We start from the raw sequence: 12614 nt of genomic DNA, 5'->3' as shown, positions 1-12614 counted from the left end.
CCCGTGCACCACACCCCCACCCCCACCCTGGCGAGGAGCAAATCCATGGCTGAACAGTTCCCTCTGACGGACGAGGAGCGCGAACTGCTGCCCTCTGACGAGGACGTCGCGTTCTACGCCGAGCACGGCTGGTACCTGACGAAGAAGCTGTTCACCGACGCCGAGGTCGACGAGCTGGTCGAGGCCAGCGAGCGCTTCTACGCCGGGGAGCGCAGCCGCTGTCTGCCGCTGCGGCCGCGCCGCCTGGCGTACTGGGAGCCGCAGCACGGTGACGTGCAGCGGCACAACGACTACGTGCACTACGAGCACGACGGCCTGGCCAAGCTGCTGCGCAAGCCGCTGATCGGCGCGGTCGCGGCGCGGCTGGCCCAGGCCGACGAGATCCGGATCTTCCAGTCGACCCTGATCTTCAAGCCGCCGCGCCCGGAGGAGCCGACCAACGTGGTGCCGTGGCACTTCGACCGGCACTACTGGGCGTCGTCGACCTCGGAGCGCATGCTCACCGCGTTCATCCCCTTCCACGACTGCGGCGAGGAGATGGGCACCATCACCATGGTCGACGGCAGTCACGCCTGGCGGGAGACCGGCAACGACGACTCCACCGCCAAGCACTTCGCCGAGCGCGACAAGGAGGACCTGGAGGTCCTGCTGACCCGCAACGCCGAGTTCAACGGCACCAAGGTCGCCAAGGTGCCGATGATCATCCCCAAGGGCCACATGAGCTTCCACCACTGCCGCACCTACCACGGCAGCGCCGGCAACCGCAGCGACCGTCCCCGGCGCGCGGTGTCCCTGCACCTGCAGGACGGCGCGAACCAGTACCGCCCGTACACCCTCAGCGACGGCTCCGTCGTCGGCTACAACCACGACGAGCTGGTGCGCCGTACGCCCGACGGCCGCCCCGACTATGCCGACCCCGACTACTGCCCGGTGCTCTGGACCTCGGCTCAGCACTGAACGACCACCCGATCGACAAGGAGAGAGCAATGTCGCGTTACGACTGGGGTCAGACGCATCCGGGCATCACCCGGTTGGAGGAGGCGGTGAGCGAGGCCCGCAACGCCGTCGTCACCCACCCGCTGTACGCCGCGCTGGACAACCACGAGGCCATCGTCACGTTCATGGAGCACCACGTCTTCGCGGTCTGGGACTTCATGTCCCTGCTGAAGTCGTTGCAGCGCCACCTGACCAGCGTCAACGTGCCGTGGATCCCGAGCGGCCCGACCGGCAGCCGACGCCTGATCAACGACATCGTGCTGGTCGAGGAGAGCGACGAGCTGCAGGGCGGCTTCATCAGCCACTTCGAGCTGTACGTGGGCGGCATGGACCAGGCCGGCGCGGACACCGGCGTCATCAACCACCTGATCAAGCTGCTGGGCGAGGGCAGCACGGTGGAGCAGGCGCTGGTCGGCGCGGACGTCAACCCCGTCTCGGCGGACTTCGTGCGCACCACCTTCCGGTTCATCGACACGCTGCCGATCCACTGCCAGGCCGCGGCGTTCGCGTTCGGCCGCGAGGACCTGATCCCGGACATGTTCCAGCAGGTCATCAAGGTCAACCAGGAGGGCGGCAAGCTCGACACCTTCGTCGACTACCTGGCCCGGCACATCGAGGTCGACGGCGAGTTCCACACGCCGATGGCCATGCAGATGGTCACCGACCTGTGCGGCGACGACGACGAGAAGTGGGCGCAGGCGGCGCAGACGGTCAACGCGGCGCTGGCCGCCCGGCAGAAGCTGTGGACCGGCATCCTCGCCGCGATCAACGCGGGCTGACCGGCCTTCTCTTTTTTCAGTCGCGGCTCACAACCGGTGTCGCCCGCTTGTGAGCCGCGGCTTCGGCACACCCTCACCCCGGCTCGGAGAGCACCATGAACGAAGCACTGGCCCGACGCAAACTCCTCGGCATCCTCTCCGGCAGCTGGGTCGCCCAGGGCGTGTACGCGCTGGTCCGGCTCGGTGTTCCGGACCTGATGGCGGACGGTCCGGTGCACGTCGGCGATCTGGCCCACCGGTGCGGCGCGGATCCGCGCGCGCTGGGCCGCCTGCTGCGGGCGCTGGCCCTGATGGGCCTGTTCACCCGCCCCGCCCCGGACACCTACGGGCTCACCCCCACCACCGAGCTGCTGCGCGCCGACGTGCCCGGCTCGGTGCGCCTCAACGCACTGATGCAGGGCGACGAGGTGTTCCGCTCGTTCGCCGAGATCATGCATACGCTGCGCACCGGCCGCCCGGCCTTCGAGGCGGTGTACGGCCGGCCGTTCTACGACTACCTCGGCGACAACCCCGAGGCCGCGGCGGTCTTCAACGAGTCCATGGGCGACCAGCGCCCGCCGGAGGCGCTGGCCGGCTGCGACCTCAGCGCGGCCCGCATCGTGGTCGACGTGGGCGGCGGCAACGGGAGCCTGCTGGTCGAGCTGCTGGAGCGCCATCCGGACCTGCAGGGCGTGCTGCTGGAACTGCCCGACGCGGCGGCGGCGGCCCGCACCAGACTGGCCGAGGCGGGTCTGGCGGGGCGCTCGGCGTGCGTGGAGGGCAGCTTCTTCGACGGCGTGCCCGACGGGGGCGACGTCTACACACTGGCCCGGGTGCTGCACAACTGGAACGACGACAACGCGATCGCGATCCTGCGCAGGGTGCACGCGGTGCTGCCCCCGCACGGGCGGGTGATCGTGCTGGAGGAGTTCCTGCCCGAGGAGGCCGACCCGGCGGGCCGCTCCGCGGCCGGGCTCGTCGATCTGCTCATGCTGGTCACCCTGGAAGGCCGTGACCGCACCGAGCACGAGTACCGCGAACTGCTGGGCAAAGCCGGGTTCGAGATCGTCGAAGCCCGCGCGGGAGTGATGGAGGCGCGGGTCGCATGAGCGAGCGCAGCGAGCGAATCGGCAGCCTTGGCGATGCCGCCGACGAGCGCAGCGAGGAGAAGGCATGAGTGTTGGCGAAGGGCTCTACCGGACGATGCGGTTGATCCGCAGGTTCGAGGAGCGGGCGATCGAGCTGGTGCACGCCGGGGAGATCATCGGCGGGATCCACCCGTACATCGGGCAGGAGGCCATCGCCGCGGGAGTCTGCGCGGCTCTGCGCGACGACGACGTCATCACCAGCACCCACCGCGGGCACGGGCACGTGCTGGCCAAGGGCGCCGACCCGGTGCGCATGCTCGCCGAGCTGACCGGCCGGTCCACCGGCCTCAACGGCGGCCGCGGCGGCTCGATGCACGCCGCCGACTTCGGCAAGGGCATCTACGGCGCGAACGGCATCGTCGGCGCGGGCGGGGCCATCGCCACCGGCGCCGCCTGGGCCGCGGTCAAGGAGGGCAGCGACCGGGTCGCGGTCAGCTTCTTCGGCGACGGCGCGGTCAACCAGGGCGTGCTGCTGGAGACGTTCAACCTGGCCGCGCTGTGGCGGCTGCCGGTGCTGTTCGTGTGCGAGAACAACGGCTACGCCACCACGCTCACCGTGGCGCAGGCCGTCGCCGGGTCCATCACGGCCCGCGCCGAGGCCTTCGGCATCCCCGCGGTCAGCGTGGACGGAGCCGACGCCGCGGCAGTGCTGAACGCGGCCCGCGACGCGGTCGCCCGCGGCCGGGCCGGGGGCGGCCCGAGCTTCATCGAGGCCACCGCATACCGCTTCGACGCCCACCACACATGGGAGCACAAGGCCCGGGTGCGCTACCGCGCCGACGAGGAGGTCGCGGCCGGCCGGTCCCGCGACCCATTGGACATCCAGGGGGTACGCCTGGACGCCGACACCCGCGCCGGGATCGACGCCGACGTCGAGGCCCTGCTGGCCGAGGCGGTCGCGTTCGCGCTGGACAGCCCGCGCCCCGACCCGGCCGGCGCGCTCGACCACCTCTACGCCACCGGCCTGCGCGGCCGCGACGGCGTCGGACTCCTCGACACGGCGGTGCGCTGATGGCACGACTGTCCTACCTCAAGGCCCTGCAGCGGGCACTGGCCGACGAGATGGCCCGCGACTCCAGCGTGTGCGTGCTCGGCGAGGACATCGGCGTGGGCGTCAACAACGTCACCACCGGCCTGCTGGCCAAGCACGGTCCCCTGCGGGTCGTCGACACCCCGCTGTCCGAGCAGGCCTTCACCAGCTTCGCCACCGGCGCGGCGCTGGCCGGGCAGCGGCCGGTCATCGAGTTCCAGATCCCGTCGCTGCTGTTCCTGGTCTTCGAGCAGATCGCCAACCAGGCGCACAAGTTCTCGCTGATGACCGGCGGGCAGGCGAAGGTGCCGGTGACCTATTTCGTGCCGGGTTCGGGCTCCCGCAGCGGCTGGGCCGGCCAGCACTCCGACCACCCATACGGGCTGTTCGCCCACGTCGGCGTGAAGACGGTGGTGCCCGCGACGCCGGAGGACGCATACGGGCTGTTCCTCACCGCGATCCGGGACGACGACCCGGTGGTGCTGTTCGCGCCCGCGGGTTCGCTCGGGGTGCGCGGAGACGTCGACCTGGCCGCGCTCGGGCCGGTGCCGCTGGGCGTCGGCCGGGTGCACCGCGAGGGCACGGACGTGACCGTGGTCGCGGTCGGGCACCTGGTGCAGGCGGCGCTGGCCGTCGCCGAGCAGCTCGCCGACCAGATCTCGGTGGAGGTGTTCGACCCGCGCACGCTCTACCCGTTCGACTGGGACGGGCTCGCGGCCTCGGTGGCCAAGACCGGGCGGCTCGTGGTGATCGACGACTCCAACCGGATGTGCGGCATCGCCGGGGAGATCCTGGCCACCGCCGCCGAGCAGATGCGGCTGACGGTGCCGCCCAAGCGGGTGACCCGGCCCGACGGTGCGGTGCTGCCGTTCGCCCGCGAACTCGACCTGGCCGTCCAGCCGCAGCAGGACCAGCTGCTCACCGCCGTGCAAGAGGTCTACAAGTCCAGCCGCTGACCGGGCGGCAGCCGCCGGGGTGGGGGCCCGGCGGCTGCCTCACCTGAGGAGGAGGCCTCAGTAGACGCTCACGCCGTAGACGCTGAGCGGTTCGGTGACGGGCTGGAAGTAGGTCGTGCCGCCGGAGCTGCAGTTGCCACTGCCGCCGGAGGTCAGGCCGAGCGCGACGGTGCCCGCGAACAGCGAGCCGCCGCTGTCGCCGCCCTCCGCGCACACGTTGGTGCGGATCAGACCGGTGACGGTGCCCTGCGGGTAGTTGACGGTCGCGCCGGTGCCGAGCACGCGGCCGCTGCGCAGGCCGGTGGTGCTGCCGCTGCGGTACACGGTCTGGTTGACGGTGGCGTTGCCGGCGCTGGTGATGTCCTGGTAGCTGCCGTTGTAGAGGTAGACGTTGCCGGGGTGGGCGATCGCGCTGTCGTAGCGCACGATGCCGTAGTCGTTGCCCGGGAAGCTGGTGCCGGTGCGCGTGCCGATGAAGTTGCCGCCGCCCGACGAGGCGTACCAGCTGGACGAGATGTTGGTGCAGTGCCCGGCGGTGAGGAAGAAGTAGACGCCCGCGGAGTTGCGCACGTTGAAGCCGAGCGAACAGCGCGAGTTGCCGCCGTAGATGGCCTGCCCACCGGAGATGGTCGGGCTGAGCGTGCCGGCCGTGATCTCCACCCGCACGGTGTCGCCGAGGCGGTCGGTGACGGCCTTCAGCTTGGCCAGCTTCGACCCGGTGACGGTGCTGTCGGCGGTGACCACGACCTGGTTGCTGATCGGGTCGGTGTACCAGGACGTGCCGGGGATGCGGGCGAGCCGGTCGAGTTCGGCGGTGGCGCCGTTCAGCTGCGCGGCGCTGCGGGTGACGAGACGGGCGACACCGCCTGCGGCGCGGACCCGGTCGGCGGAGGCGCTGTCGGTGACGGTGACGACGATCTTGCCGGCGTTGTCCTGGTATACGCCGGCCGAGTCGATGTCGGCCGCGAGAGCGGTTGCCGCGTCGGCGGTCAGCGCGGGCCCGGTGCCGCCGGCGGGGGCGGCCTGGGCGGTCGCCGGGACCAGCAGACCCGCGGCGAGCAGCGTGGCAGCGGCCGCGCGTACGGCGATTCGCCGGAACGGGGATTCGGTGTGGAGCATGGTTCCTCCTCGGGGTTATGGCATGTGGTGACATGCCGGAGGTGACCGGGTTGCCCGGTTGGGGCGCTCGGTCGTGGAACACGATGCCAAACGTTGCAAGAATCTTCAATATTTAGCTTGCTAAATGTATGTGCCAACTCTGCTCAGCGTGCAACCCGAACGGCTCCGGCAACGTCCCGCCGTGGCCGAACGACCGAGGCACCTCACGGCGGAGTAAGATCGACTCGTGACCACGGCTCTCGTACTGATCGACCTGATGCCCCGCATCGTGGCGCTGCCCGTGGAGCCCCACTCCGGCGAAGACGTGCTGCGCCGCTGCGCGCAACTGGCCGCCGCGTTCCGGGCCGCGGAGCGACCCGTGGTGCTGGTGCGGGTCGACCGGCCCAACGTCGCCGCGCAGCCGCCCGGCAGCGACCTGGTCGAGGGCCTGGCCCAGCCCGGTGACGTACTGGTGGTCAAGCGCACCATCGGCGCGTTCCACAACACCGACCTGCATGAGCAGCTACAGCGCCTGGGCGCGACCAAGCTCGTGCTCGCGGGCCTGGTCACCACCATGGGCGTGGAGTCCACCGCGCGGGCCGCCGGCGACCTCGGCTACGACCTGGAGTTCGTCGAGGACGCCATGTCCGGCCTGGCCACCGACGAGCACGAGATGGCGGTACGCCGCACCTTCCCCCGCTTCGGCCGGGTCCGCACCACCGCCGACTACCTCTGACCCTCCCCGGTCAGTCGGTGTCACCGCGGCCCAGGTGGAGGCCGAGGCGGCGCACCGTGAGCGCGGCGCAGATGCTGTGGCTGCGCAGGTTGCCGTGTACGCCGTCTGCGCTGTAGCTGGCCGGGTCGCGCTCGGCCGGATGCCCGGTGCAGTTGACGTGGATCGCGCCGAGCCGCCGGGCCAGCGCCGCGGTGCGCGCCGACAGCATCCGCATCCGCTCCCCCACCTGCTGCTTCACCGGCTCCGGGAAGGACGGCGCGAAGGACACGTCGAACATGCCGACCGTGATGACATCCGCGCCGGCCACGCGCAGCGCGATGATCATCGCGGCCAGTTCCTCGTCCACCGCGTCCGGCTGGTACGAGCGCCGCATCGCGTCGTTGCCGCCCGCCGAGATCAGCGCCAGGTCCGGCGCGAAACGCAGCGCGCGGTCCAGCTGCTGCTCGCGGATCTCCGCCGCGCGCAGCTCGCGCACCCCGAGGTTCAGATACCGCAGGTCGGGCTGCTGCGCGGCGAGCTCGCTGTGGATCCGGTCGCACCAGGCCTGCTCGACGTATCCGGGCACCGGGTCGCCCACCCCCGAGGCGACACTGTCGCCCAGCACCGCGAAGCGCCGCCACGGGTGCCCGGCCAGCAGCCCCGCCGCCTCGCCGGGGCGCAGGCAGTAGGGGTCGGCCGCCTCCAGCGTGGAGGCGTACCCGTCAGCCATGGGTGGTCGCCTTGCTGTTCGGCGTCTGCTGCACCGGCAGCCGGACCTCGCTGAGCTCGGCCATCTCGGACAGCCCGGCCAGCTTCGCCTCCAGCTCGGCGAGTTCGCTGCGCATGCGCTCGGCCTGCCTGGCCGCCTCGGTCTGATCGACGGTCAGCGCCTCCTCGACGCTGCGGCGTACGCCCGGGACGTCCAGCAGGGCCAGCATGTTCAGCGCCTCGGCGCTCTTCACCAGGTGTCGCGAGCCCAGTAGGGCGCGGCCCTTGCGCACCTCGACCAGCCACTGGCCGTTGGCGTAGGCCAGCGTCACGGACAGGCGGGCGGGCAGCCGGGCCGCGCCGGTCAGCACGGCCGGCGCACCGGCGCTCAGCTGCCGCCAGGTGCGGTACGCGAAAACCGGGGCCAGCAGCGCCACCAGGTACGCCCCGGCCGCGGCGGCCAGTGCCCAGCGCAACTCCAGCCGGGGCAGCGCCCAGGCCGCGGCGGCCGTGCCGAGCGGCACGCCCAGGTAGGCGATACCCGCGGCGAACCCGCCGACCCGGCTGCGCACCGGCACCGGCACCCGCTGCGACAGCAGCATGCCCAGCGGCGGCGTCACCGACGACATGGTCGCCCCGCACACCGCCGCGACCACGGCGATGATCAGCTGCACGGGCGGCAGCCCGACGACGAGGGCGGCGGCCCCGCCGCCGGCGAGGAAGGCCAGCGCCGGCAGCAGGTGGCGCGACGGTGTCCGGGTCAGCCCGGTCAGCACCACGGCTCCGGCGACCGCGCCGAGCGCGAACGCCCCGCCTACCAGGCCGAGCAGGTCAGGCCCGCCCAGCACGTGCTCCATCCAGGCCGCCACCAGCAGCACGGCACCGGCCTGCACCAGCAGGTTGGTCACGAACAGCACGGCCGCCAGGCGGCGCACCAGCCCGTCGGCCCGCAGCTCGGCCATGGCGCTGCGCCGCAGGTCACGAGCCTGGGTGCGGGCGATCGGCGGTGCCTGCCGACCGTCACCGGCCTTGCGCGGTTCCTCCGCGGCATGCCGCCCACGCGTGGCGGCGTCGTCGTCAGCCCGCTCGGCGGTGGCGGCCGCCGCGTCGTCTTCGGCAGGTGGCTCGGCCACGACTCGGCCGTTGACCGGCGGATCGCTTGCGGCCTGGGTCGCAGCAGCGACTCGGCCGTTGACGGGCGGCTCGCTTGCGGCCTGGGTCGCGGCGGTGACGCGGCCGTCGGATGCCGCATCGGATGCCGTGGTGTCCTGGCCGGATTCGGCGGGCAGCACCTCGCCGCTGAGCACTTCGGACGGCGGCGACGCGGCATCGGGCCGCGGCCTGACGGTGACCGCCTGCACCAGCATCGCCGCGCCGAGAGCGCACAGCACGGCGTCGAGCCACAGCACCCCGGCCGGGCCCAGGCGCACCACCAGCACCCCCGCCGCCGCGCCGCCGACAAGCACCACGACCACCTGCAGGGCACGGACCACACCGGACCGCGGCGGCCCCGCCCCGTCGTCACCGGCGCCGCGGCGCACCGCGTTCCGGGCCCGGTCACCGACCGCGCGCAGCGCGCCGGCCAGCGCCGCCAGCACGCCCAGCCCGGCGGTGCCGAGCAGTCCCGGCGATGCGGCCAGGGCCGAGTCCGGCAGCGCGAAGTACGCGATCCCCGCCAGCGCCGGCGCGCTGAGCAGGTCGGCCGACACCGCCAGCCGCACCGGGTGCAGCCGGTCGGCCAGTGCCACGCCCACCGGCCCGGCCAGCAGGTATGCCAGCACCTGCGCCGCCGAGACCAGCCCGACGAATCGCCAGTCCGCGTCCGCGGCGAGCATCAGCCACGGCACCGCCAGCAGCGACATCCGGGTGGCCAGGGTCGACACCGCCTCGGCGGCCAGCACCGGCAGCGCGGCGGCCTGCTCGGCCTGCTCGGGCACCGGGTCGCCGACCGCGGGTGCGGCGTTGATCGTCATCAGTGCCCTCCAGGACCGGTGCGGGCGGCATACCGCTCCCGCAGAACCTTCTTGTCGACCTTGCCGGACTCGGTCAGCGGGAACTCGTCGATGAACTCGACGTGCTGCGGCGCCCACATGGCGTTGAGCTCGGCGGTGGCCAGCTCGATCAGCTCCGCGGGAGTGACCGTGCCGTCGGGCGTGCGCACCACGTACGCGTGCACCGCCTCGCCCTCCAGCTCGTGCGGCACGCCGATGACCGTCGCGGCCACCACCTCGGGGTGCGCGGCCAGCGCGTCCTCGACCGGGCGGCAGAAGACGTTGGTGCTGCTCAACCCGGTCACGATCATGTCCTTGACCCGGTCCAGCAAGTACAGGTAGCCGTCGGCGTCCAGCCGGCCCACGTCGCCGGTGCGCAACCAGCCGTCGACGAGCGTCTGCTCGGTCAGTTCGGGCATGCCCCAGTAGCCGCGCATCAGCAGCGAACCGGTGATCCAGACCTCGCCGACCTCGCCGGGCGCCAGCACGGCCCCGTCCTCGCCCCGGACCTGCACGCGCACGTCGCCGTACGGGATGCCGCACGAGGACAGCCGCTCGGGGTGCGCCGGGTCGTGGTCGAGTTCTGGCAGCGCCGAGATGAACGGGGACTCGCTCATGCCGTACACGATGCGCAGCACCGGGCCGAAGCGCTCGATGGCCTGGGTGAGCCGGGCCGGGGAGGCCGCCGCGCCGGACACGGTCAGCGTGTGCAGGCTGCTGAAGTCGACCCCGGCCGATTTGGGGTCGTCGAGCAGCACGTACAGCAGCGGCGGGGCGAGCAGGGTGCTGTTGATGCGCTCGCGCTCGATGGTGTCGTAGAACAGCGGGTAGTCCAGGCCGTCGTGCAGGAACGCGGTGCCCCCGGTGAACAGCGTCATGAACACCGCCGTCTGCGCGCTGACGTGCCAGGTGCCGGCGACCAGCAGGTGGCGCAGGGTGGGCTGGCCGCCGCTGAGGTAGTACTCCGACAGGGCGTGCAGCGCGGCGAAGAAGCGGTGCCCGTGGTGGACCAGCTTCGGCGAGCCGGTGGTGCCGCCGGTCTGGAACAGCGACGACGGCTCGTCGGTGACGGCGGCCGGGCCGAACGGCAGCTCGGTCGCGGGCGGCCCGGCGGTGAGGTCCGGCCCCGCGCCGCCCGGCCCGAAGCAGAACACCGGCCGCGGCGCGGCCAGCGCGGCCAGCTCCGCGCCCATCTCGCGCAGCTTGCCGGCGTCGTAGACGAAGGCGTCGACCTCGGCCAGGTCGAGAAAGCCCCGCCGGAACCGCGGCGGGGCGTTGTTGGCGATCCACGCGGTGCGGCAGCCCATCAGCCCCGCCGCGAGCTGGAGGAAGACCGACTCGGCGGGGTTGCGGGCGAGCACGCCCAGCGCCTGCCCGGGGCGGACGCCGTGCGCCCACAGCGCCCCCGCCATCGCGATCACCTCGGCACGCACCTCGGCGTACGAGTAGCGCCGGCCGTCGACCGCGACGAGCGCTTCGGCGTCACCGTATCCGGTGAAAAGCGTCAATGCCTTCGCGGCGTAGTTGTCTGCCGGATCGTATGTCCGATCGCCCACGGTCGAGTCACCCCAGTTCGGTCAGGAGACAGCGGATTCGCTGGTGGCAGGCCGGTTCCGGGAGTGTGGCAGCGGCCTACGCGGGGACGATACCGCCGCCGCGATGAATCAGGAACCACCTAGAGTCGTCGATTCGTATAGACGTCATTTTCCAATCGGGACATTTGCGTATGCAGACGTCTTGAGCGGACGGTCCATCGATTCCGATGGTGCCAACGGCGCTTCGATCGGCTTAGACTGCCGACCTGAACACCACGGAGCCCGGGGCGCCGCCGGCGCCTGCGGCCGCATGGCGCGACGCCCGGATTCCGGTGACCGATGGTCGACACACCCCTCAGCGACCGAGGAGCTTCACGCCGATGAACAGCCCCCGGCAACGGCAATTCCTGATGGCACTGGTCACCCTGGTGACCGTCGGCTCGACCCTGCTGGTCGCCACCGCGAACAGCCAGGCCGTCGCCCCCGAACCGGAGGCGTGGACCGGCTCCTGGTCCGCGGCGCTGACGCCGGCCGGGTCGGGCAAGTCCAAGGACGGCTTCTCCGACCAGACCATCCGGATGTTCGTGCACACCTCGGTCGGCGGCACACAGGCCCGCATCCGGCTGTCCAACCGCTACGGCACCGCTCCGCTCACCATCGGCCGCGCCACGCTCGCGCTGCCGTGGCCCGAGGCCGGTCCCGGCGACCTGAAGCCCGGCTCGGTGGTCGACGCCACGTTCAACGGGCAGAAGCAGGTGACCATCCCCTCCGGCGGCAGCGCGGTCAGCGACCCGGTGTCGATGGAGGTCCCGACCGCGCAGGACCTCGCGGTCACCCTCTACGTGCCGGCCCAGCAGAAGCCGAACCCGGCCACCTGGCACCTGTACTCCCGGGAGACCACCTACATCGGCACGGGCGACCACGCGAGCGAGGCCAGTGGCGCGAAGCTCGCCGAGACCCGCAACAACTGGTACTACCTCGCCGGCCTGGACGTGCTCAACCGCAGCGGGCAGGGCTCGGTCGTGGTGCTCGGCGACTCGATCACCGACGGGCTGAAGACGACCGTCAACGCCGACCGCCGCTGGACCGACTACCTGGGCGCACGGCTGGTCAAGGAGGCGCCCGAGGGCCGGGCCCCCGGCATCCTCAACGCGGGCCTGTCCGGCAACCGGCTCACCCTCAACGGCTCCGACCTAGGCGTCAACGAACTCGGCATGAACGGCGCATCCCGGTTCCACTTCGACGTGCTCGGGCAGACCGGGGTGCGCACCGTCATCCTCGCCCTGGGCATCAACGACGTCTGGCTCAGCCAGGACACCGCGGACAACATCATCGCGCGGATCCAGCAGATGGCCTCCGTGGCGAAGCAGTCCGGGTTGCAGGTCATCGTGTGCACGTTGAGCCCGTGGAACGCCTTCGAGTCCGCGCCCGGCGTGGTCGCGTACACCCCGACGCTGGACTCGGTGCGGCTGCAGGTGAACTCGTACATCCGCACCAGCACCGAGTTCGACGGGATCATCGACTTCGACGCCGCGCTGCGCGACCCGGCCAATCCGACCAAGTTGCGCCCCGAGTGGGACAGCGGTGACCACATCCACCCCAACGACGCCGGCAACGAGGCGATGGCCAAGGCCGTCCCGCTCGACCTGCTCCTGGCCGACGACTCCGACGAGGACTGA

Annotated in this window: 11 protein-coding genes; 7 read left to right on the top strand and 4 right to left on the bottom strand. The window is 71.9% G+C overall.

What is annotated here, in order from left to right:
* The first annotated feature begins 45 nt into the window (after positions 1 to 45).
* From F9C41_RS09765 to F9C41_RS09745, 5 genes are all read left to right on the top strand, one after another.
* Positions 46 to 957, top strand: a complete 912-nt coding sequence (locus F9C41_RS09765; protein WP_155386387.1) for a phytanoyl-CoA dioxygenase family protein — start codon at positions 46 to 48, stop codon at positions 955 to 957.
* A gap of 29 nt (positions 958 to 986) precedes the next feature.
* Complete coding sequence (locus F9C41_RS09760; RefSeq protein WP_155386386.1) at positions 987 to 1775, top strand: DUF3050 domain-containing protein; 789 nt, start codon at positions 987 to 989, stop codon at positions 1773 to 1775.
* 95 nt (positions 1776 to 1870) lie between these two features.
* Positions 1871 to 2863: a methyltransferase gene (locus F9C41_RS09755; RefSeq protein WP_155386385.1), complete on the top strand. Its 993-nt coding sequence runs from the start codon at positions 1871 to 1873 to the stop codon at positions 2861 to 2863.
* Between the two features lie 64 nt (positions 2864 to 2927).
* Positions 2928 to 3914: a thiamine pyrophosphate-dependent dehydrogenase E1 component subunit alpha gene (locus tag F9C41_RS09750; protein WP_155386384.1), complete on the top strand. Its 987-nt coding sequence runs from the start codon at positions 2928 to 2930 to the stop codon at positions 3912 to 3914.
* Complete coding sequence (locus F9C41_RS09745) at positions 3914 to 4888, top strand: alpha-ketoacid dehydrogenase subunit beta (protein ID WP_155386383.1); 975 nt, start codon at positions 3914 to 3916, stop codon at positions 4886 to 4888. Before F9C41_RS09750 ends, F9C41_RS09745 begins: the two co-directional genes overlap by 1 nt.
* Before the next feature lie 57 nt (positions 4889 to 4945).
* Here the strand turns inward: F9C41_RS09745 and F9C41_RS09740 are convergent, their stop codons facing one another.
* Positions 4946 to 6007 (bottom strand): S1 family peptidase, encoded by a 1062-nt coding sequence (locus tag F9C41_RS09740; protein WP_155386382.1) that lies wholly within the window; start codon positions 6005 to 6007, stop codon positions 4946 to 4948.
* 226 nt (positions 6008 to 6233) lie between these two features.
* Here F9C41_RS09740 and F9C41_RS09735 point away from each other — a divergent pair, with 226 nt between their 5' ends.
* Positions 6234 to 6722 (top strand): isochorismatase family protein, encoded by a 489-nt coding sequence (locus F9C41_RS09735; protein WP_155386381.1) that lies wholly within the window; start codon positions 6234 to 6236, stop codon positions 6720 to 6722.
* A gap of 10 nt (positions 6723 to 6732) precedes the next feature.
* On the opposite strand, the gene F9C41_RS09730 is transcribed toward F9C41_RS09735, so the two are convergent.
* From F9C41_RS09730 to F9C41_RS09720, 3 genes are read right to left on the bottom strand one after another with little or no spacing between them, the layout of a single operon-like run.
* A complete protein-coding gene (locus F9C41_RS09730; protein WP_155386380.1) occupies positions 6733 to 7431 on the bottom strand; it encodes an SGNH/GDSL hydrolase family protein in 699 nt (232 codons plus the stop codon).
* Positions 7424 to 9382: an MFS transporter gene (locus tag F9C41_RS09725; protein WP_155386379.1), complete on the bottom strand. Its 1959-nt coding sequence runs from the start codon at positions 9380 to 9382 to the stop codon at positions 7424 to 7426. Before F9C41_RS09725 ends, F9C41_RS09730 begins: the two co-directional genes overlap by 8 nt.
* Positions 9382 to 10956 (bottom strand): AMP-binding protein, encoded by a 1575-nt coding sequence (locus F9C41_RS09720; protein ID WP_155386378.1) that lies wholly within the window; start codon positions 10954 to 10956, stop codon positions 9382 to 9384. Before F9C41_RS09720 ends, F9C41_RS09725 begins: the two co-directional genes overlap by 1 nt.
* Positions 10957 to 11315: 359 nt before the next feature.
* Between F9C41_RS09720 and F9C41_RS09715 the strand changes: the two genes are divergently transcribed.
* Positions 11316 to 12614 carry an SGNH/GDSL hydrolase family protein gene (locus F9C41_RS09715; protein ID WP_155386377.1) on the top strand — a complete coding sequence of 433 codons (1299 nt, stop codon included), beginning with the start codon at positions 11316 to 11318 and terminating at the stop codon, positions 12612 to 12614.

The organism is Catellatospora paridis, assembly GCF_009720365.1.
Lineage (GTDB): Bacteria > Actinomycetota > Actinomycetes > Mycobacteriales > Micromonosporaceae > Catellatospora > Catellatospora paridis.
This window is presented reverse-complemented; position numbering and strand designations above follow the sequence as displayed.